The 21,053-nt window shown below is 71.8% G+C and carries 18 protein-coding genes; 7 read left to right on the top strand and 11 right to left on the bottom strand.

Going from position 1 to position 21,053, the window contains the following annotated elements:
- The coding region (locus KAK06_RS15505) for an energy transducer TonB (protein WP_247652897.1) at positions 1 to 679 on the bottom strand (679 nt) is incomplete at its 3' end.
- 214 nt (positions 680 to 893) lie between these two features.
- Here KAK06_RS15505 and KAK06_RS15500 point away from each other — a divergent pair.
- The 3 genes from KAK06_RS15500 (at position 894) to KAK06_RS15490 (ending at position 3,725) form a co-directional block, all read left to right on the top strand.
- Positions 894 to 2,531 (top strand): GGDEF domain-containing protein, encoded by a 1,638-nt coding sequence (locus KAK06_RS15500; RefSeq protein ID WP_210803031.1) that lies wholly within the window; start codon positions 894 to 896, stop codon positions 2,529 to 2,531.
- 112 nt (positions 2,532 to 2,643) lie between these two features.
- Positions 2,644 to 2,901 (top strand): hypothetical protein, encoded by a 258-nt coding sequence (locus KAK06_RS15495; RefSeq protein ID WP_210803030.1) that lies wholly within the window; start codon positions 2,644 to 2,646, stop codon positions 2,899 to 2,901.
- A 71-nt stretch (positions 2,902 to 2,972) separates the two neighbouring features.
- The gene (locus KAK06_RS15490) at positions 2,973 to 3,725 is read left to right on the top strand and encodes an SDR family oxidoreductase (RefSeq protein WP_210803029.1); all 753 of its coding nucleotides are present in this window, start codon (positions 2,973 to 2,975) and stop codon (positions 3,723 to 3,725) included.
- Positions 3,726 to 3,739: 14 nt separating this feature from the next.
- On the opposite strand, the gene KAK06_RS15485 is transcribed toward KAK06_RS15490, so the two are convergent.
- The 8 genes from KAK06_RS15485 to glpD all read right to left on the bottom strand — a co-directional run bounded on the left by KAK06_RS15485 (position 3,740) and on the right by glpD (position 13,083).
- Positions 3,740 to 5,269 (bottom strand): hypothetical protein, encoded by a 1,530-nt coding sequence (locus tag KAK06_RS15485; RefSeq protein WP_210803028.1) that lies wholly within the window; start codon positions 5,267 to 5,269, stop codon positions 3,740 to 3,742.
- Positions 5,270 to 5,451: 182 nt separating this feature from the next.
- Positions 5,452 to 7,185, bottom strand: coding sequence for an ABC transporter substrate-binding protein (locus KAK06_RS15480; RefSeq protein ID WP_210803027.1), 1,734 nt, complete (start codon positions 7,183 to 7,185; stop codon positions 5,452 to 5,454).
- Positions 7,186 to 7,295: 110 nt separating this feature from the next.
- Positions 7,296 to 7,604 carry a DUF2160 domain-containing protein gene (locus tag KAK06_RS15475; RefSeq protein ID WP_210803026.1) on the bottom strand — a complete coding sequence of 103 codons (309 nt, stop codon included), beginning with the start codon at positions 7,602 to 7,604 and terminating at the stop codon, positions 7,296 to 7,298.
- Between the two features lie 12 nt (positions 7,605 to 7,616).
- Complete coding sequence (locus KAK06_RS15470; protein ID WP_210803025.1) at positions 7,617 to 8,429, bottom strand: carbohydrate ABC transporter permease; 813 nt, start codon at positions 8,427 to 8,429, stop codon at positions 7,617 to 7,619.
- Entirely contained in the window at positions 8,426 to 9,319 is an 894-nt protein-coding gene (locus KAK06_RS15465; RefSeq protein ID WP_210803024.1) for a carbohydrate ABC transporter permease, read from the bottom strand. The genes KAK06_RS15470 and KAK06_RS15465 overlap by 4 nt, the downstream gene beginning before the upstream one ends.
- Positions 9,316 to 10,386 (bottom strand): ABC transporter ATP-binding protein, encoded by a 1,071-nt coding sequence (locus KAK06_RS15460; RefSeq protein WP_210803023.1) that lies wholly within the window; start codon positions 10,384 to 10,386, stop codon positions 9,316 to 9,318. Before KAK06_RS15460 ends, KAK06_RS15465 begins: the two co-directional genes overlap by 4 nt.
- A gap of 1 nt (position 10,387) precedes the next feature.
- Complete coding sequence (locus KAK06_RS15455; RefSeq protein ID WP_210803022.1) at positions 10,388 to 11,467, bottom strand: ABC transporter ATP-binding protein; 1,080 nt, start codon at positions 11,465 to 11,467, stop codon at positions 10,388 to 10,390.
- Positions 11,458 to 13,083, bottom strand: coding sequence for a glycerol-3-phosphate dehydrogenase (gene glpD, locus KAK06_RS15450; RefSeq protein ID WP_310741101.1), 1,626 nt, complete (start codon positions 13,081 to 13,083; stop codon positions 11,458 to 11,460). Before glpD ends, KAK06_RS15455 begins: the two co-directional genes overlap by 10 nt.
- A 160-nt stretch (positions 13,084 to 13,243) precedes the next feature.
- Between glpD and KAK06_RS15445 the strand changes: the two genes are divergently transcribed.
- Positions 13,244 to 14,008, top strand: coding sequence for a DeoR/GlpR family DNA-binding transcription regulator (locus tag KAK06_RS15445; RefSeq protein ID WP_210803021.1), 765 nt, complete (start codon positions 13,244 to 13,246; stop codon positions 14,006 to 14,008).
- A 20-nt stretch (positions 14,009 to 14,028) separates the two neighbouring features.
- Positions 14,029 to 15,522, top strand: coding sequence for a glycerol kinase GlpK (gene glpK / locus KAK06_RS15440; protein ID WP_210803020.1), 1,494 nt, complete (start codon positions 14,029 to 14,031; stop codon positions 15,520 to 15,522).
- Here glpK and KAK06_RS15435 read toward each other — a convergent pair whose 3' ends face one another.
- The gene (locus tag KAK06_RS15435; protein ID WP_210803019.1) at positions 15,523 to 16,356 is read right to left on the bottom strand and encodes an enoyl-CoA hydratase-related protein; all 834 of its coding nucleotides are present in this window, start codon (positions 16,354 to 16,356) and stop codon (positions 15,523 to 15,525) included. It abuts the gene before it with no gap.
- Between the two features lie 127 nt (positions 16,357 to 16,483).
- Between KAK06_RS15435 and KAK06_RS15430 the strand changes: the two genes are divergently transcribed.
- Entirely contained in the window at positions 16,484 to 18,898 is a 2,415-nt protein-coding gene (locus tag KAK06_RS15430; protein WP_210803018.1) for a putative bifunctional diguanylate cyclase/phosphodiesterase, read from the top strand.
- Between the two features lie 35 nt (positions 18,899 to 18,933).
- Positions 18,934 to 19,782 (top strand): alpha/beta hydrolase, encoded by an 849-nt coding sequence (locus KAK06_RS15425; RefSeq protein WP_210803017.1) that lies wholly within the window; start codon positions 18,934 to 18,936, stop codon positions 19,780 to 19,782.
- A 15-nt stretch (positions 19,783 to 19,797) separates the two neighbouring features.
- On the opposite strand, the gene KAK06_RS15420 is transcribed toward KAK06_RS15425, so the two are convergent.
- Positions 19,798 to 20,961, bottom strand: coding sequence for an ABC transporter substrate-binding protein (locus tag KAK06_RS15420; protein ID WP_210803016.1), 1,164 nt, complete (start codon positions 20,959 to 20,961; stop codon positions 19,798 to 19,800).
- Positions 20,962 to 21,053: the final 92 nt, after the last annotated feature.

Raw genomic sequence — 21,053 nt, 5'->3', positions numbered from 1 at the left:
CGTATTCGACGTTGGCGAAGGCACCGACGGGCTTGCCCGCCTCGTCAATGCCGGGTTTGAACTTGCAGGCGCTCAGCGCATCGACCGCGGTGCGGTCGAGCAGGCGGTGCTCGCGGCTCGAGCCCGAAGGGCCGGTGATCTCGGCCTTCGAGACCTTGCCCTCGGCATCGACCGTGAAGCGGATGCGGGTGATGCCGGTGGCCTCGGCGCGCGCGGCGGCGCCGGGGTACTCGGGCTTGGCGCAGCTGCCCACGTCGATCTGCGCCGGGCGGGCCTGCGGCTTGGGCGGCGCGGGCGGGGCCGGCGGCGCGGGCGGCGCTGCGGGCGCGAACACCGGGGCGGGCGGCGGCGCGACATTGGTGGTGGTGATCGTCGGCGCGTTGGTCGGCTGCGGCGCCACGTTGACCTCGGGCGGCGGCACGAAGGACGGCGGCGGCGGCAGGTTCTTCGGCGGCGGCGGCAGGTTCTCGGGCGGCGGCGGGGGCGGCGGCTTGACCTCCTCGATGATCTTGGTCTCGATCGGGGCCTTGACCACCTCGACGATCTTGCGCGCCAGGCCGTTGACCAGCGCGTAGCCGACCACCACGTGCAGCAGGGCCACGACCGCCAGGCCGATCGGGTGGCGGCGGGGGGCCTGGTCGAAGCCGACCTGGGCTGGGGCGGGGACGGGGGCGTTCATGGCAGCGCGGGCAGCGGTCTGGTGGCGACGGGCCGCATCATCGCCCATTTGCAATCGATTGTATTACCGGGTTATCCCGGTGCCGAACGCGGGGGACGGCGTCACGCCGCCCTGCCCGCCACCAAATGCATCACACCCACTCGGGTCCGCGGGGCTGTTGCATTTGGTCACTTGGTGTCAGCATGGGTCATTGCCCTTCGGGACCTGCGACGACATGCCGTACCCCCACCCCGCCGACCCGTTAGCGCCATCGACAACGCCCGCCCGATTGCTGGAGGCCGCCGTCGAGGCGGCGGCCGGTGGTGAGCTGTCGCACGCGCTGGCCCTGGCGCAGCAAGCGCTGGACACCGCCACCGACCGCGCGCTGCGCCTGCAAGCCGCGCACCGCTGCGCCTTCTGCCTGTTCCGCCTGGGGCGGCTGGAGGAGCTGGTCACGCTGTTCGCGCGCTGCTGGCCCGAGCTGCGCGACAGCGCCGGCCGCCTTGACCTGGACGAGTGTCTGCGCTGGGCCGTGCTGGCCGCCTCCGAGACCGGCCGCCACGCCGAGGCCATGGCCTGGGCGGTGGAAGGCGTGGAGCGCGCCCGCAGCGGCGAGCGATCGGCCGACCTGGCGCTGTCGCTGAACGCCATGGGCGCCTGCTACGAGCGCATGGGCGACCCCTGGCAGGCCGAGCGCATCATGCTGGAGGCGCTGTCGCATGCCCGGCTGGATGGCGGCGCGCAGGCGCTGATGATCACGCTGAACAACCTGGCCGCGGTGACGATCGGCGCCTACCACCTGCTGCGCGACGGCATCGACGAGACCGACGCCAGCGCCACACTGGAGCGCGCCGCCAGCTACGCCCGCGAAGCGGCCGCGATGGCAGCGCTGACCGGCGAGCCCTTTCACCGCGTGTTCATCGAAGGCAACCTGGGCGAGATCCTGCTGCACCAGCGCCGCCTGGATGAGGCCGAGCCGCTGCTCCACCGCGCGCTGGCCGCCGCTGAACAGGGCGGCCACCAGGCGCAGGTCTGGCGCATCCGCTGCACCCTGGCCGAAGGCGACCTGCACGGCGACCAGGCGGCGCGGGTGCTCGAGCGCCTGCAGCCCATGGCCAGCGACGCCCTGGACCAGGTGCCGGCCGCCACGCAGATTCGCCTGCACCACGCCATGTACCGCGCCAGCAAGCTGCTGGGCGACACCGCCGCCGCGCTGCGCCACCACGAGGCTGGCGAGCAGCTGCTGCGTCGGCGCATGGCCCAGCAGCTGCGCGCCCAGTCGGCGCTGCTGGTCACCCGCACCGAGGCCGAGCTGAGCCGTCTGCAGGCCGAGCGCGCCCGGCTGGAAGCGCAGATCGAACGCGCCCGCGCGGCCGAGCTGGCGGTACGCGCCAGCCAGGACGCACTGACCGGTCTGGGCAACCGGCGCTACCTGGACGAGCACCTGCCGCGCCTGCTGCGCCAGGCCGAGCAGCAGCGCAGCGAGCTGGCGCTGGTGCTGATCGACATCGACCATTTCAAGTCGATCAACGACCGCTTCGGCCACCGGGTGGGCGACCGCGTGCTGGTGGAGCTGGCGCAGCGCCTGCGCCAGGGCACTCGCTCGGCCGACCTGATCGCGCGCATCGGCGGCGAGGAGTTCCTGGTGGCACTGCCCGACACCGACCTGCACCGCGCCACCGAGGTCTGCGAGCGCCTGCGCGAACAGGTTGAGCGCACCGACTGGGGCCAGCACCAGGCCGGCCTGCGCGTGACCGTCAGCATCGGCCTGGCGATGGCGCCGCCGCACGACATGGCAGCGCTCTTCGACCAGGCCGACCGCGCGCTCTACCGCGCCAAGCAGGCCGGCCGCAACCGGGTACGCGCCGGCTGAGCATCGACCTGCGGTCGCCAGGGTGAGGGGAACTTTCCGGCGCGTCGCGGCGTCCACGACACGCGACGCGTCGATCCCCCTTCACCAACCCCTGACACCGATGGAGCTGATGATGACGATCTCGATCCGCCACCTCGCCCCGGCCTCGTTCGCTGTGGCCCTGGCCACGCTGGCCGGTACCGCGCTGGCCAACCCCGCTGCGGCCACAGAACGCACGGCCACCGCCGCCGCGCCCACCGCGCCCACCACCCGCGACTGGCAGCGCATCGACACCGACCGCGACGGCTACATTTCCGCCGCCGAGATGCAGGCCTACCTCGTCGCCGAGCAGACCCGCAGCCGCAACACCACGCTCGCCACCAGCCGCTAGCCGCGGCGCGCGGGCCCGGCCGGCACGCTCGGTTCTTGCGACACTCGGGGCTGCCCTGTGGAGCCCTGACCATGCCGCCCTCCCGTGTTGTCCTGATCACCGGTGCCAGCCGCGGCATCGGCGCCGCCACCGCCCGCCTGGCCGCCCAACGCGGCTGGGATGTGGCGGTGAACTGCGTGCGCGACACCGCCGCCGCCGAGTCTGTCGCCGAGCAGGTGCGCGCACATGGACGCCGCGCGATCGTCGTGCCGGCCGATGTCGCCGACGAGGCCCAGGTGGTGGCCCTGTTCAACGCGGTGGACGCTCAGCTTGGCCCGCTGGGCGCGCTGGTCAACAACGCCGGTGTGATCGACGTGGCCGCGCGCGTTGACGAGATGAGCGCCGCGCGCCTGGACCGGATGTGGCGCACCAACCTCAGCGGCAGCCTGCTGTGCGCGCGCGAGGCGGTGCGCCGCATGAGCACACGGCATGGCGGCCAGGGTGGCGCGATCGTCAACCTCAGCTCGGGCGCGGCGCGCGTGGGCTCGCCGGGGCTGTACCTGGACTACTCGATGAGCAAGGCGGCGATCGACCACTTCACGGTGGGCCTGGCGCGCGAAGTGGCCACCGAGGGCGTGCGCGTCAACGGCGTGCGCCCCGGCATCATCGACACCGACATCCATGCCAGCGGCGGCCATGCGGCGCGCGTGGCGAACAGCCTGCACCTGATCCCGATGGGGCGCCTGGGCACGGCCGACGAGGTGGCGCCGGCCATCCTGTGGCTGCTGTCGGACGAGGCGGTCTACACCACCGGCGCGATCATCGACGTCACCGGCGGGCGCTGATCAGCGCCGACGGATCAACGACGACTGAGCGGGCCGACCTCGGTCTCGGGCTCGTCGGCCAGTTGCAGCTCCAGCGGCGGCGCCAGCGCGGCCCAGGCCATGCGGTAGCGCTCCAGCCACTGGCCCTCGGAAAACTCCTGCGGCGGCCAGACCGCCTCGGGGTCGGCCAGCGGCATCGGCAGCACCGCCTCGGGCCCCAGGCGCGACCAGCCGTGGCGCAGCATGCGGATCACCTCGGCATCGGTGACCGCGGCCAGCGACCAGCACAACAGCATCGCGTCGCAGGCGGCCATGGCGCGCTCGCGCTCGGCCACGGTGTGCATCGCATCGCCGGCCCGCAGACGCAGACCCGGGGCCTGGGCCAGGGCCTGGCTGACCCGCTCGGCCACGGTGGCGGCATCGGCGGTGGCCACCGCCACCCACAGCGAGCGCGGCAGCGGCCGTGGCAACTCGACCACCGGCACCGCCAGCGCGGTGGCCATGTTGGCGCGCTCGATGCGCAGCGGCAGACTCAGGTAGGCCAGCGGCAAGCCGGCCAGCAGCACCTGCAGGTGAAGGGTCTGCGGCCCCATCGGCGTGCCGGGGTTGACGCTGACATTGAAGCTGGCCAGGTCGGACTGGCCGTTCCAGCTGAGGCGTCGCAGCGGCGGCGAGACCACCAGATCCGGGCCGCCGTCGATGGCGATGGTGATCGGCGCGCCCGCGAGCCAGACCGAGGCCGGCGCATCGGGGCGCGGCGCCAGCTCGGCCTCGTCGGCCAGGTGGGCCAGCACCGCCAGCATGCGCTCGCGCATCGGCTCGGTGAACAGGCCCAGGCGCACCGCGAAGTGCTGGCCCGGCGCCGCATGGCGCGGCGCGGCAGCACCCACCCAGACGGGCAGGCCGTCGTCGCGCGGTGGCGCCAGATCGCTGCGCCGCAGCGCCGGCTCGGCCACCGCCTCGGGCAGCCCCGCCAACGGGGGGCGGATCAGCGGCACGGTGCGCTCAAACGGCTCCTCGGGGGGCCCCAGGGCCTGGCGCAGGCTGCCACGCAGGTCAGGGGCCGGCTCGGGGTCGCGGCGCCAGACCTGCCACCAGCGGCGCGGCTCGGCCGCGGGAGCAGCCACGGCTGGAGGCCCTGCCGGACTGCGCGGCGGCAGCACCAGCGGCATCAGGGCCCGCATCAGCCCGGTGAACACCGGTTCGGCGGTGTCACCCTGCCAGCCGCTGAGCGCCACCACGGGCACCCGCTCCAGGCCCGGGGGCAAGGCCGTGGGGTCCAGGCGCAGCGGCATCAGCGCGTGGCGCTGCAGGGCCAGGCGGGCGCGATCGACCTGTTCGGGCAGCTCGGCCACCGCGGCCGACCACAGCAGCAGCACCCAGCGGGTGCGTGCCAGTTCGTCGTCCAGGCGGCCGCCCTCAGGCGGCTGGCCGGGCCGCCAGGCCAGTGTGGCGCCCTGCGCGGCCAGCGCCTGGGCCAGCGCCTGGGCGGCACGCAGATCCTGCGGCGCATGCAGCAGGGCGAGGTCGTGGGCAAAGCCGTCGTCGCGGTCGAATGAGTCCATGGGTACTGCCGCCCGCCATGGCGGTGGGCGCTGGATCATAGGCGGAGCATAGCGCTGGCGGGCCGCGGCGCCGGGGCCGGCCGCCAACTATGGCGCAGACCCGCCGCTGGCGAAGCCCCCGTCGGCACGAAAAAAGGCGCCCGAAGGCGCCTCGTGTGGGTGTGACGGTGGCCGACCGGTGCTCAGCGCACGCGGCCTTCCTTCCAGGCGCCCAGCAGCTTGTCGTAGTTGATGGTCTCGCCCTTGGGCTTCTCGTTGGCCAGCTTGGCCCACGGTGCGGCCTTGTCGGAGAGCCACTTCTTGGCGTCCTCCTTCTTGTTGAGCTTGGGCGCGCACTTGGCCATGCCGGCGCGCTCCAGGCGGGCCAGCACGTCGTCCATTTCCTTGGCCAGGTTGTCCATCGCGCCCTGCGGTGTCTTCTCGCCGGTCACCGCCTGCGCCACGTTCTTCCACCACAGCTGGGCCAGCTTCGGGTAGTCGGGCACGTTGGTGCCGGTCGGGCTCCAGGCCACGCGGGCCGGGCTGCGGTAGAACTCGACCAGGCCGCCCAGCTTGGGCGCCAGGTCGGTCATGGCCTTGCTCTGAATGTCGGACTCACGGATCGGCGTCAGGCCGACGATGGTCTTCTTCAGGCTGGTGGTCTTGGCGGTGATGAACTGCGCGTACAGCCAGGCCGCAGCAGTACGGTTGGCGTCATGGTCCTTGAAGAAGGTCCAGCTGCCCACGTCCTGGTAGCCGTTTTGCATGCCCTGCTTCCAGTACGGGCCGTTGGGGCCGGGAGCCATGCGCCACTTCGGCGTGCCATCGGCATTGACCACCGGCAGGCCCTTCTTGGTCATGTCGGCGGTGAAGGCGGTGTACCAGAAGATCTGCTGCGCGATCTGGCCCTGGGCCGGCACCGGGCCGGCCTCGCCGAAGGTCATGCCGGTGGCTTCCTTGGGCGCGTACTTCTTCATCCAGTCGACGTACTTGGTCAGCGCATAGACCGCCGCCGGCGAGTTGGTGGCGCCACCGCGCTCGACCGAGGCGCCCACCGGCGTGCACTTGTCGTCGGCCACGCGGATGCCCCACTCGTCGATCGGCAGGCCGTTGGGCGTGCCGATGTCGGCGGTGCCCGCCATCGACAGCCAGGCGTCGGTGAAGCGCCAGCCCAGCGACGGGTCCTTCTTGCCGTAGTCCATGTGGCCGTAGATGGGCTTGCCGTCGATGGTCTTGACGTCGTTGGTGAAGAACTCGGCGATGTCCTCGTAGGCGCTCCAGTTCAGCGGCACGCCCAGCTCATAGCCGTACTTGGCCTTGAACTTGTCCTGCAGGTCCTTGCGGGCGAACAGGTCGGCGCGGAACCAGTACAGGTTGGCGAACTGCTGGTCGGGCAGCTGGTAGAGCTTGCCATCAGGGGCGGTGGTGAACTTGGTGCCGATGAAGTCCTTCAGATCCAGACCCGGGTTGGTGAAGTCCTTGCCGGCGCCAGCCATGTAGTCGGTCAGGTTGAGGACCTTGCCGTAGCGGTAGTGCGTGCCGATCAGGTCGGAGTCGCTGATCCAGCCGTCATAGATGGACTTGCCCGACTGCATCGAGGTCTGCAGCTTCTCGACCACGTCGCCTTCCTGGATCAGGTCGTGCTTGACCTTGATGCCGGTGATCTCCTCAAAGGCCTTGGCCATGGTCTTGGACTCGTACTCGTGGGTGGTGATCGTCTCCGACACCACCGAGATCTCCTTGATGCCCTTGGCCTTGAGCTTGGCCGCGGCATCGATGAACCACTTCATCTCGGCCATCTGCTGGTCCTTGCTCAGCGTGGAGGGCTGGAACTCGCCCTCCACCCACTTCTTGGCCTCGGCTTCGCCGGACCAGGCGGTCGTGCTGCCCAGCGCGCAGGCAGCGGCCAGGGCCAGGGCGGTGTAACGCATCTTCATCGCTTGTCTCCTTCTAGCGGTCGATGATCGGGAGTGAATCGCGCTGCCCCGCGTTGCGGTTGAGGTCACCACGGCCCCGGGGCAGCGCCGGGCCGGATACCGAAGAATGCTCAGCCTTTGCGCATCACCAGCGCCAGCACGCCCATCGACAGCACAAAGCTGATCCACACGCTGGGCTCGCTCTCCAGCGACAGCCACTCGGCGAGGTGGCCCGCCAGCCCGACGAAGGCCAGGTTGATGTAGGCCGCGCTCAGCAGCCCGATGAACAGCCGGTCGCCGCGCGTGGTGGCGATCGGCAAAAAGCCCTTGCGCAGCACCGTGGGTGACTTGATCTCCCACACCGTCATGCCCACCAGCATCAGCGCGATGCAGCTGAAGAACACGGCAACGGGAGTGGTCCATACCATCCAGTCAAACATCGTGCGGCCTCCTCAGACGCGGCCCATCGCAAAGCCCTTTGCGATGTAGTGCCGGACAAACCAGATCACGATCGCGCCCGGCACGATGGTCAGCACGCCGGCGGCGGCCAGCGTGGCCCAGTCCATGCCGCTGGCGCTGACGGTGCGCGTCATCGTGGCGACGATGGGCTTGGCGTTGACGCTGGTCAGCGTGCGCGCCAGCAGCAGCTCGACCCAGCTGAACATGAAGCAGAAGAAGGCCGCCACGCCCACGCCGGCCTTGATCAGCGGCAGAAAGATCTGCACGAAGAAGCGCGGGAAGCTGTAGCCGTCGATGTAGGCGGTCTCGTCGATCTCGCGCGGGATGCCGCTCATGAAGCCCTCCAGGATCCACACCGCCAGCGGCACGTTGAACAGCAGGTGGGCCAGCGCCACCGCGATGTGGGTGTCCATCAGGCCCACCGTGGTGTAGAGCTGGAAGAAGGGCAGCAGGAACACCGCCGGTGGCGTCATGCGGTTGGTCAGCAGCCAGAAGAAGACATGCTTGTCGCCCAGGAAGCTGTAGCGGCTGAAGGCGTAGGCGGCGGGCAGCGCCACGGTGATCGAGATGACGGTGTTGATGCCGACATAGATCAGGCTGTTGATGTAGCCCGAGTACCAGCTCTCGTCGGTGAAGATGGTGGCGTAGTTGGCCCAGGTGAACTGCTGCGGCCACAGGCTGAAGCTGCTGAGGATCTCCTCATTGGTCTTGAAGCTCATGTTGACCATCCAGTAGATGGGCAGCAGCGCGAAGACCATGTAGGCCAGCAGGAACAGCGTGCGTTTCTTGAAGCGGGCGTCGTTCACGACTGCAGCTCCTGTCCCTGGTTCTGGGCCTGACCCAGCCGCTGCATCCAGTTGTAGAGGATGAAGCACAGCAGCAGGATGATCAGGAAGTAGATCAGCGAGAAGGCCGCCGCCGGGCCCAGGTCGAACTGGCCCACCGCCTTCTGCGTCAGGTACTGCGACAGGAAGGTGGTGGCGTTGCCGGGCCCGCCGCCGGTGAGCACGAAGGGCTCGGTGTAGATCATGAAGCTGTCCATGAAGCGCAGCAGCACCGCGATCATCAGCACGCCGCGCATCTTGGGCAGCTGGATGTAGCGGAACACCGCCAGGCGGCTGGCGCCGTCGATGCGCGCAGCCTGGTAGTAGGCGTCGGGGATCGACCGCAGGCCGGCGTAGGCCAGCAGGGCCACCAGCGGCGTCCAGTGCCACACGTCCATCAGCAGCACGGTCAGCCAGGCCTGCGTGGCGTCGCCGGTGTAGCTGTACTCGATGCCCAGCGACTCCAGCGTGTGGCCCAGCAGACCGATGTCGGCGCGGCCAAAGATCTGCCAGATCGTGCCCACCACGTTCCACGGGATCAGCAGCGACAGCGCCACCACCACCAGCGTGGCCGACGCCGCCCAGCCGGCGGCCGGCATGCACAGCGCCAGCGCAATGCCCAGCGGAATCTCCACCAGCAGCACGGCCAGCGAGAAGCGCAGCTGGTTCCACAGCGCGGCGTGCAGGTCCTCGTCGCGCATCACCGCGGCGAACCACTCGGTGCCGACGAAGACGCGGCGCTCGGGGCTGATGATGTCCTGCACCGAGTAGTTCACCACCGTCATCAGCGGCAGGATGGCCGAAAAGGCCACGCACAGGAAGACCGGCAGGATCAGGAACCAGGCCTTCTGGTTGACGGGCTTGGTCGTCACGGGATGAGCTCCTCGTCGCGGTAGAAGCAGCTGTGGGCGCCCAGCACCTGCAGGCCCACGGCGGCGCCGGTGGCGGGCGGCACGGCCTCGGGCGACAGGCGCGCCTTCAGGGCCTGGCCGGCGGCGTCCAGCGTGACCAGCTGGTAGGTGCCGATGTCCTGCACCTGGCGCACCTGGGCCGGCAGCGTGCCGGGGGTGCCGGCCGGCGCCAGCGCCAGGTACTCGGGGCGGATGCCCAGGCGCAGCGGGCCCTCGGGCAGCGCGCGGTCGGCCGGCAGCGCATGGCCGCCAATCTGCAGCGTGCCGCCACTCGCCTGCGCCTGCAGGAAGTTCATGCCGGGCGAGCCGATGAAGTGGCCCACGAAGGTGTGCGCCGGCCGCTCGAACAGCGCGTCGGGCGTGCCCAGCTGCACCACGCGGCCGCGCGTCATCACCACCACCTGGTCGGCAAAGGTCAGCGCCTCGACCTGGTCGTGGGTGACGTAGATCAGCGTGAGCTTCAACTCATGGTGGATCTGCTTGAGCTTGCGCCGCAGCTGCCACTTCAGGTGCGGGTCGATCACGGTGAGGGGCTCGTCGAACAGCACCGCCGACACATCCGGCCGCACCAGGCCGCGACCCAGCGAGATCTTCTGCTTCTGGTCGGCACTCAGGCCCGCCGCCGCCTGGTCGAGCTGGTGGCTCATCTCCAGCATCTCGGCGATCTGGCCCACGCGCTGGCGGATCTGTGCCGCCGGCACGCCACGGTTCTTCAGCGGGAAGGCCAGGTTCTCGGCCACGGTCATGGTGTCGTAGATGACCGGGAACTGGAACACCTGGGCGATGTTGCGCTGCTGCGGCGTGGCGCGGGTCATGTCCTGGCCGTCAAAGCGCACCGTGCCCTGCGACGGCACCAGCAGACCCGACATGATGTTGAGCATCGTGGTCTTGCCGCAGCCCGAGGGGCCCAGCAGCGCATAGGCGCCGCCGTCCTCGAAGCACATGTTCAGCGGCAGCAGCGCGTAGTCGCTGTCCTGCTGCGGGGTCGGCTTGTAGCTGTGCGCCAGGTCGAGTTCGATCTTGGCCATCTCACACTCCCCGCGCGCGTTGCGGCGCCGTCAGCAGCGCGCCGCTGGCGTCAAAGGCATAGGCCTGCGCCGGGCTGGCGTACAGGGTCAAGGCGGCGCCCAGCTCAAACTCGTGCACGCCGGTCAGCTGCGCCACCAGCTCGCCCACGGCGGTGTGCACATGGACGAAGGTGTCCGAGCCCGAGATCTCGGCCAGCTGCACCTGGCCCGGCAGGGCCACGTCGCCGGGCCGAGCCTGCACCCGCAGCGCACTGGCGCGCAGGCCCAGTGTCAGCGCACGGGTGGCCTGGGTGGGCAGGTCCACTGCGATCAGCGGGCCGCAGGCCAGCTGGGCGCCGCCGTCGGCCACCTCGGCTGCCAGCAGGTTCATCGGCGGGTCGCTGAAGGCGCGCGCCACGCGCAGCGAGGCCGGGCGGTGGAAGACCTCGGCGGTGGGGCCGTACTGCAGCAGCTCGCCGCGGTCGAGCACCGCGGTGTAGCCGCCCAGCAGCAGCGCCTCGGCGGGCTCGGTGGTGGCATAGACCACGGTGGCCTCGCCGCTGGCGAACAGGGCCGAGAGCTCCTCGCGCAGTTCCTCGCGCAGCTTGTAGTCCAGGTTGACCAGCGGCTCGTCCAGCAGCATCAGCGGCGCCTGCTTGGCCAGCGCGCGCGCCAGCGCCACGCGCTGCTGCTGGCCGCCCGACAGCTCGGCCGGCAGCCGGGCCAGGAAGGGCTCGATGTGCAGCCGCTCGGCCAGCGCCTGCACCTGCTGGCGGATCTGCTCGCGCGGGCGGCCGGCCAGCTTCAGCGGCGAGGCGATGTTGTCGAACACCGTCATCGACGGGTAGTTGATGAACTGCTGGTAGACCATCGCCACGTTGCGCTGGCGCACCGGCGCGCCGGTGACGTCGGTGCCGTCCACGCGCACGCGGCCGGCTGTGGGCGCATCCAGCCCGGCCATCACCCGCATCAGGCTGGTCTTGCCGGCCTGGGTGGCGCCCAGCAGCACGGTCACGGCGCCGGGCCGCGGGGCCAGGTCCATCGGATGGAGCCAGGTCTCGGCCCCGACGCGGCGGCTGATGCCTTCGAGCGTCAGCTGCATGTGTCCACCTTCATCGTCATCTCGTCATCAGCGCCGGCCTGCGCATGGGCGGCCAGCCAGGCGGCCACCTGGGCCCGCTCGGCCACGGTCAGGTGCAGGCCCAGCTTGGAGCGGCGCCACAGCACATCGTCGGCGCTGCAGGCCCACTCCTCCTCTCGCAGATAGCGCAACTCGGCCTCGTACAGGCCCGGCGCCACGGCGGCGCCCAGGTCGGCCAGCGATCGCGCCTCGCCCAGCACCAGGCCGACGCGGGCGCCGTAGGCGCGGGCCAGGCGGCGCGCCAGCGGGCCGGGCAGCCAGGGGTGGCGCTGGCCCAGGGTCTGGACCAGGCGCTCGAAATCGGTGTCGGGGCGCTGCGGTGGGCCGACCCAGTCGCGCAGGTCGCCGCCGGGCAGGAAGGCGCCCTCGGTCCAGGCGCGGCGCGGCTCGCCCAGCATGCGGCCCAGCTCGTCGGCGGCGTCCTCGGCCAGCTTGCGGAAGGTCGTGATCTTGCCGCCCCACACACTCAGCAGCGGCGCGCCGCCGCCGGGCAGCTCGTTGCTTTCCAGCAGGTAGTCGCGGGTGACGGCCGAGGGGTCGCCCGAGGCGTCATCCAGCAGCGGGCGCACGCCGGTGTAGCTCCAGACCACGTCGGCCGCGCGCACCGGGCGGCGGAAGTAGCGGCTGGCCTGCTCGCACAGGTAGGCCACCTCGTCGGGGCCGATGCGGGCGTCGCGCGGGTCGCCGTGGATCTCCTCGTCGGTGGTGCCGATCAGCGTGAACTCACGCTCGTAGGGGATGGCGAAGATGATGCGCTTGTCGGGGTTCTGGAAGATGTAGGCGTGGTCGTGCTCGAAGCAGCGCGGCACGATGATGTGCGAGCCCTTGACCAGGCGCAGGCTGCGCGTGGCCAGGCTCTCGTGGCCGGCCGGGCGGGCCACGCCACGCAGGAAGCTCTCGGCCCAGGGACCGGCGGCGTTGACCAGCGCGCGGGCGCGCACGGTCTGCCGCTCGCCCTGCGGACCGGCCAGCTGCGCCAGCCAGCCGCCGGCCTCGCGCTGCACCGATTCGACCCGGGTGCGGGTGCGCACCGAGGCGCCGCGGGCGCGCGCATCGATCGCGTTGAGCACCACCAGCCGCGCGTCGTCCACCCAGCCGTCGGAGTAGACGAAGCCGCGCGTGTAGCGGTCCTGCAGCGCCGCGCCCACCGGGTGGGTGCGCAGGTTGACGCCGCGCGAACCCGGCAGCACCTCGCGCCGGGCCAGGTGGTCGTAGAGGAAGATGCCCAGGCGGATCAGCCAGGCGGGCCGCATCGCCGGGTCGTGCGGCATGACAAAGCGCAGCGGCCACATGATGTGCGGCGCGCTCTTGAGCAGCACCTCGCGCTCCTGCAGCGCCTTGCGCACCAGGCTGAACTCGTAGTACTCGAGGTAGCGCAGGCCGCCGTGGATCAGCTTGGTGGAGGAGCTGGAGGTGTGCGCCGCCAGGTCGTCCTGCTCGGCCAGCACCACGCGCCAGCCGCGGCCGGCCAGGTCGCGGGCGATGCCACAGCCATTGATGCCGCCGCCCACGACGAGCACGTCGCAGGTATCGGCAGGCAGCGGGGCGTTCGCCGGCAGGGGCGATGAGGGCGGCACGGGCAATGTCTCCAGCGGGCAACCAGGGGGTCGCGTTCTTCTTTTTTCTTTTTAGCCCAGTCTATGTTCGTTTGCAATAGGAATTTCAGCTGTTTGTTTTCGCTTTGGTTCGTTTAGGCTCGCGACGCCGGGGGACTCCGGTCGTACCATCGATGCCGCCATGACGCCCAATCCCCGCCAATCGGAACTGCTTGAGGCCGTGCGCCAGCACGGCGTGATGAGCGTGGAGGCGCTGGCCGAGCGCTTCGGCGTGACGCTGCAGACGGTGCGCCGGGATGTGAAGCTGCTGGCCGAGGCCGGGCTGCTGTCGCGCTACCACGGCGGTGTGCGCGTGCCCAGCTCCACCACCGAGAACATCGCCTACCGCCAGCGCGAGATGCTGCACGCCGACGCCAAGCAGCGCATCGCCCGCGCGGTGGCGCAGCGCGTGCCCAACGGCAGCTCGCTGCTGATCAACCTGGGCACCACCACCGAGGCCATCGCGCGCGAGCTGCTGCAGCACCAGGGCCTGCGGGTGATCACCAACAACCTGAACGTGGCCACCATCCTGGCCGCCAACCCGGACTGCGAGGTCATCGTCACCGGCGGCGTGGTGCGCCACCGCGACCGCGGCATCGTCGGCGCCGCGGCGGTGGACCTGATCCGCCAGTTCCGCGTCGACATCGGCCTGATCGGCATCAGCGGCATCGAGGCCGACGGCACGCTGCGCGACTACGATTACCGCGAGGTGCAGGTGGCGCGCGCGATCATCGAGCACAGCCGCGAGGTCTGGCTGGCCACCGACCACAGCAAGTTCAACCGGCCGGCGATGGTCGAGCTCGGCCGCATGGACCAGATCGACCTGCTGTTCACCGACGCGCCGCCGCCGGCCCCCTTCCCCGGCCTGCTGGCCGAGGCGGGTGTGCAGGTCGAAGTGGCTGGCTAAAGAATCACAAGGAGACGCGCATGGCATTCATCCTGGCCCTGGACCAGGGCACCTCCAGCTCGCGCAGCATCGTCTTCGACGAGCGCGGCCGCATCGTGGCCATGGCGCAGCGCGAGTTCCGCCAGATCTACCCGCAGCCCGGCTGGGTCGAGCACGACCCCGAGGAGATCTGGTCCAGCCAGTTGGCCACCGCGCAGGAGGCGCTGGTGAAGGCCGGCATCACGGCGCGCGAGCTGCGCGCGATCGGCATCACCAACCAGCGCGAGACCACGGTGGTCTGGGACCGCCGCACGGGCCGCGCGATCCACAACGCCATCGTCTGGCAGGACCGGCGCGCCGAGCCGCTGTGCGCGCAGCTGCGCGAGCAGGGCCATGGCGACACCTTCCTGCAGAGCACCGGGCTGCGCGTGGACGCGTACTTCTCGGGCACCAAGGTACGCTGGATCCTGGACCACGTGGAGGGCGCGCACGCGGCGGCGGCGCGCGGCGAGCTGGCGTTCGGCACGGTGGACAGCTGGCTGCTGTGGAAGCTCACCGGCGGCCGGGTGCATGCCACCGATGTCAGCAACGCGGCGCGGACGATGATGTTCGACATCCGTCACAACCGCTGGGACCACCAGCTGCTGGGCCTGCTGCGCGTGCCCGACAGCGTGCTGCCGCAGGTCCACCCCAGCGCCCATGTGTTCGGCGAGACCGAGCCGGCGCTGCTGGGCGCCGCCGTGCCGGTGGCTGGCATGGCCGGCGACCAGCAGAGCGCGCTGTTCGGCCAGGCCTGCTTTCGCGCCGGGCTGGCGAAGAACACCTACGGCACCGGCTGCTTCATGCTGATGCACACCGGCGGGCGCTTCCAGACCAGCGCCAACGGCCTGATCACCACCAGCGCGGCGCAGGCCGATGCGCGGCCGCAGTTCGCCTTCGAGGGCAGCGTGTTCATCGGCGGCGCGGTGGTGCAGTGGCTGCGCGACGGCCTGCGCGCGATCCAGTCCAGCTCCGAGGTGCAGGCGCTGGCCGAGAGCGTGCCCGACGCCGGCGGCGTGATGCTGGTGCCGGCCTTCACCGGCCTGGGCGCGCCCTACTGGGACGCTGACGCGCGCGGCACCATCGTCGGCCTGACGCGCGGCTCCACCGTGGCCCACATCGCGCGGGCCGCGCTGGAGAGCATCGCCTTTCAGAGCGCGGCCCTGCTGCAGGCCATGAGCAAGGACGCAGTGGCGGCCGGCAGCACGCCAGTGAGCGAGCTGCGCGTGGACGGCGGCGCCTGCGTCAACAACCTGCTGATGCAGTTCCAGGCCGACCTGCTGGGCATCCCGGTGCAGCGGCCGCAGGTGATCGAGACCACCGCGCTGGGCGCCGCCTACCTGGCCGGCCTGGCCACCGGCGTGTGGCGCAGCCTGGACGAGCTGGAGGCGCAGTGGCAGGTCGAGCGCAGCTTCCTGCCCACAATGCCGCGCGAGCGGGCGCAGGACCTGATGGCGCAGTGGGAGCGTGCGGTGCGCCAGGCCCGCGCCGCCTGATCAGGCGGTCGGCGCCAGCGGCTCGAAGTCGCCGGGGCGCTTGTCCTTCCAGGCGGCGATGGCGCGGCCCATTTCCTCGATGTCAAAGGCCGCGCTCTGCAGCAGGCGCATCTGCGCCAGCGCATCGGCCACGCCGTGGTCGCGGGCGTAGTTCAGCGCCTGCTTGCTGGTGGCGATCGCCAGCGGGCTCTTGGCGGCGATCTCGCGCGCCAGCGCCAGCGCGTGCTCGCGCAGCGCCGCGGCATCGGGCAGCACCGCGTTGACCAGGCCGTGGGCCAGCGCGCGCTGGGCATCGAGCCGCTCGCCGGTGTAGGCCATCTGGCGCACCAGGCCCTGCGGCAGGATCTTCGGCAGGCGCTGCAGCGAGCCCATGTCGGCCGCCATGCCGATGACGATCTCCTGGATCGTGAAGAAGGCATCGGCGCTGCACACCCGGATGTCGCAGGCCGCCGCCAGGTCCAGCGCGCCGCCGATGCAGCCGCCCTGCACCGCGCAGATCACCGGGAAGCGCGCGCTGTCCAGCACGTCCAGGTCCTCCATCAGCGCCCGCAGGCCGCTCTGGAAGGCCTGGCGCTGGCGCGCGGTGGCGGTGGACAGCAGCGCCAGGTCCGAGGCAAACACATCCAGCGCCATGCCGGCGCTGAAGTGCTTGCCGGTGGAGCTGATCAGCAGCACGCGGGTGGTGCCGGCGGCGTCCAGCGCCTGCACGGTCTGGCGCAGCGCGCGAAACAGGGCCGGGTCCAGCGCATTGAGCCGCTCGGGCCGGCACAGCTGCAGCTCGGTGACGCCGCTGTCGGTGTCGGTGTGGCAGGTGAAGGCGGGGGTATCGGTCATCGAAGTCTCCTGGGTCGGACCATAGCGCGGGGGCGTCTGCCCTGGTGTCGCGGTCGGGACAACGGTCGGGCGTCAGCATCTTGCGCTGCGCCCACCGCACCACGCATCATCGGCCCTGGGAGGACACATGGACGAGGACTTGGACCGGGCAGCGCCGTGGGCGGCTGAGCTGGAGGCTCTGACGCGCCGCGGCCACAACCTGGGCCCGTTGTTCGAGCGGCTGCAGCGCGCACTGCACCAGGGCACCCACGGCCTGGCAGCGGTGGTGGCGCAGGCGCGCGACCTGGTGGCCCCGGCTGGCGCCACCGACGACCAGCTCGACGGCGCCCTGCTCGCCGCCCAGGTGCGCGAGATCGAGGGCGACTGGCTGGGCGCCGCCGAGGCCCTGGTGCAGCTGATGCCCGAGCTGCGCCAGCGCGGCCGACCCGATCGCACCGTGGCGGCCCTGACCGCCCTGGGCGACGCGCAGATCCAGCTGGGCCGCTTTGTCTATGCCTCAGCCTATCTGCGCGAAGCCATGGTGCTGGCGCGCGAGCACGGGCTGGACCGTCAGCGCGGTGCGGCGCTGTTCACCGCCGGCCTGCTGCATGTGCACCTGGCGCAGCTCGACACCACCCGCGCCGCCTACCAGGAGGCGCTGGCGCTGATGGGCACCGAGGTGCCGGCCGGCTGGCGCGTGCGCGTGGCCGCCAACCTGGGCTACTGCGCCTTGCTGGCGCGCCAGCCGGCGCAGGCCGAGCGCGAGCTGCAGCGCGGCCTGGCCGAGCCCGACATCGCGCAGTGGCCGCTGGCCCACGCGGTGCTGTGGTGCAACCTGGCCTGGGCGCGGGCGGCCTTGGGCCAGGCCGGTCCGGCGCGCCAGGCCTGGCAGCGCGCGCGGGCGCTGCAACGCCGCCACGGCCTGCGCCGCCTGCTGGCCGCACTGGCGTTGAACCATGGCCGCGTGCTGGCGGTGGAAGGCCGGCACCGCCAGGCCATGCGCCTGGCCGAGCTGGCGCGGCGGCGGCTGGACCGCGAGGGCCGCCCGCTCTACCGCGAAGAGGCGCTGGCCTTTCTGGCCGAGCAGGCCGCCGCGCTGGGCCTGTGGTCCAGCGCGGCGCGCCTGTCCGGCGAGCTGGCCGAGCGTCGGCGCGAGTCCGGTGCCCGGGTGCTGGACGACCTGGCCGAAGGCATCGATTCAGTGCTGATGCATGCCCGCGAACACGCCGACCAGCGCGACCGCGAAAGCCGCCACGCCGCGCTGGACCGCCGCGTGGCCGAGGCCACCCGGGCGCTGGACGAGGCCGAGTCGCGCGTGCGCTGGCTGGCCGAGCGCGACAGTGTCACGCTGCTGGCCAACCGGCGCGCGCTGGAGCATGCGCTGCCGCAGCGGCTGCATTCGGTGTCGCGGCTGCTGGTGGTGTCGCTGTGCCTGCCGCAGCTGCAGGAGCTGGCGGCGGTGATCGGGCCCGGCGGCGTGGACGGCGTGCTGCGCCAGGTGGGCCGCTGGCTGCTGGACCAGATGGGCGAGGGCTCGGTGTTTGTCCACCGCGACGGCCAGTTCGTGCTGTGCTGCGACGACAGCAGCGCACTGGACGACCCCGCCGCCTGGGCCCAGGTGCTGTGCAACCGGGTGCAGGCACTGCCCAGCGGCACCGGCACGCCGCTGGCGGTGTCGATCGGCTGGAGCCGGTTCCCGGCCGATGGCCTGCAGTCCGACCAGCTGCTGCAGCAGGCCGAGCTGGCCTCGGCCGGCCCGCTGCCGGCCGGCGGGCGGCGGCTGCGCGCCTACCACCCGCGCCTGCGCGAGGAACAGCTGGCCCGCACCCGCACCGAGGCCGACCTGCGCCGCGCGCTGCGCCACGGCGAGCTGCGCGCCTGGCAGCAGCCGCAGGTGGCGCTGACGGCCGATGGCCCGCGGGTGGGCGTGGAGGCGCTGGTGCGCTGGCAGCATCCGCAGCGCGGCCTGCTCGGGCCGGTCGACTTCATCGACGTGGCCGAGGACAGCGGCCTGGTGGTCGAGATCGACCGCTGGATGCTGGCCCAGGCGCTGGCCTGGGCGGCCGACGCCCGGCGCACCGGGCGGGCGGTGCCGGTGGCGGTCAACCTGAGCGCGCGCACCTGGGGCGCGGCCGGCTTTGTGCCCACGCTGCAGCGCCTGCTGGCCGAGACCGGCGTGCCACCGTCGCTGCTGGAGCTGGAGCTGACCGAGGCCTCGCTGCTGGAGGCGCAAGGGCCGGCGCTGGACGGCCTGCGCGCCGCCCGCGCGCTGGGCGTGCGCGTCGCGCTGGACGACTTCGGCACCGGCTACTCGTCGCTGGCCTATCTGCGCAGCCTGCCGGTGGATGTGCTGAAGATCGACCGCAGCTTTGTCCAGCGCCTGCCGGAGGACCGGCCCAGCGAGGCCATCGTCGCGCTGCTGGTGGGCTTGGCGCAGGCCTTGTCGCTGGACCTGGTGGCCGAGGGCCTGGAGCATCCACGCCAGGCGGCCTGCCTGGCCGGCCTGGGTGTGCCGCGCGCCCAGGGCTTTCTGTGGGGCCGGCCCACCGCCTGGGCGGGATGAGAGACTGTGCCCATCAGCCGCAAGAAGACCTGCCCATGAGCGACGCGATCCACACCGCCGATGGCCTGACCCTGCACACCCGCCTGTGGGACGCCGACGCCCCGCGCGGCCAGGTGTTGCTGGTGCATGGCCTGGGCGAACACGCCGGCCGCCACGAGGAGCTGGCCCAGACCCTGTGCAGCCACGGCTGGCGCGTGGCGGCCTATGACCAGCGTGGTCACGGCCAGTCGGGCGGCACGCGCGGCCTGATCGCCGCCGATGACAGCCTGCTGGTCGACCTGGGGCGGATGATCACCGTGGTGCGCGCCGCTGGCACAGGGCCGCTGGTGCTGCTGGGCCACAGCATGGGCGGCGCGGTGGCGGCGCGCTACGTGGCCGAGGGCCTGGCGGCGCAGCCGGCCGCGTGGTGGCAGCCGGTGGATGCGCTGGTGCTGTCCTCGCCGGCACTGGACATCGGCGCCAATGCGCTGCAACGCCTGCTGCTGGCGCTGGTGCCGCGGCTGCTGCCCTCGCTGTGCGTGGGCAACGGGCTGGACGCCGCCTGGATCTCACGCGACCCCGCGGTAGTGGCCGGCTACCTGGCCGACCCGCTGGTGCATGACCGCATCAGCGGCCGGCTGGGCCGCTTCCTGGCCCAGGCCGGCCCGGCGGTGCAGGCGGTGGCCCCGCGCTGGTCGGTGCCCACGCTGCTGATGTGGGCCGGCGCCGACCGCTGCGTGGCGCCGGCCGGCAGCGCCCGTTTCGCGCAGCAGGCGCCCACCGCGGTGGTCAGCACGCGCGAGTGGCCCGGCCTGGCCCACGAGATCTTCCACGAGCCCGAGCGGGCCGAGGTGATGGCCGAGCTGCTGGCCTGGCTGGACGCGCGCTGGCCGGCCGGGATCTGAGCGCGCGCGTCGCCGTCAGTGGCGAAAGCGCCCGTCGCGCGTGACCAGGGCGGTGTCGACAAAGCTGGAGCCGATGCGCTCCTCGCGCGTGTAGCGCAGCTTGAAGCCGGCCACCTCGTAGCTGGCCGTCTCCAGCGCGCGCACCAGGCCCGGCCGCGTGAGGTCGCGCCCGCTGCGGCGCAAGGCCTCGGCCAGCGCACGCACGCTGAGGTAGCCCTCCAGGCTGCCGTAGGAGAACTCGGGGTCGGGAAAGGCGGCGCGGAAGTCGGCCTGGTATTCGCGGGTGAGCGCCGTCTTGCGCTCCCAGGGCGAGGGCACGACTTGCGTGAACAGCATGCCGTGCGACAGCTCGCCCAGGCGCTTGGCCAGCTGCGCCGAACCCGAGTTGACGCCATAGCAGGCGATGCCCAGGCCGGCCTGGCGCAGCGCGCGGATCAGGCGCTCATACACGCCGATCGAGCCGTGGTTGAAGATCAGCTCGCAGCGGGCCTCGCGCACGCTCTGGACCATGGCGGTGATCTGTGCGTCGCTGGCCTCGCCGCCCACCGGCAGCGCCAGCGGTGGCGGCATGCCCAGGTCGGCGCAGGCCCGCTGCACATTGGCCAGGTGCAGGCGGCCGACCTCGGTGTCCGCCTGCAAAAAAGCGGCGCGGCGCATGCCCAGGCTGTGGCCGTAGGCCAGCAGCGCACGGAACTCGTCGCGGTGCTCGGCGCGCACCGGAAACACCAGCGGCTGCAGCGGCCGACGCAGCGTGGGCGAGCCGGCCATCGGCGCAAAAAAGGGCACGTTCTTGGCAATCGCCGCCTTCATCACCGCATTGCTGGGGCCGCCCTCGATCGAGCCGAACAGCAGGAACATACCGTCGGCCACCAGCTGGTGGGCCAGGGCCTCGGCCTGCTCGGACTTGGCCTCGTCGTCGGCCACCCGGATCACCAGCTGGCGCCCGAGGATGCCGCCCTCGGCATTGATGCGCCGCACGCCGGCCTCGACGCCCTGGCGGGTGGCCGCGCCGTGCTCATTGCGACCGGCCTGCATCGACAGCACCTGGCCGACCAGGATGGCCTGGGGCGTGACGCCCGGCGTGAGCTGGGCCTGCGCCGCGCGGCCCGTGGCCAGCGCCCAGCCGCCTGCCAGCAGGCGGGCCAGCCCTTGCCGGCGGCCGATGTCGTCGACGCCCATGATCCCTCCTCGCGATGCAGGTGTTACCGAGCATAGTGCAGCCGGACCGGCGCACAATCCGTGTGTACGTCGATCCCCCCGGATTTCTTCGC

Source organism: Ideonella aquatica (assembly GCF_018069755.1).
In the GTDB taxonomy this organism is placed as follows: Bacteria; Pseudomonadota; Gammaproteobacteria; order Burkholderiales; family Burkholderiaceae_C; genus Ideonella; species Ideonella aquatica.
This window is presented reverse-complemented; position numbering and strand designations above follow the sequence as displayed.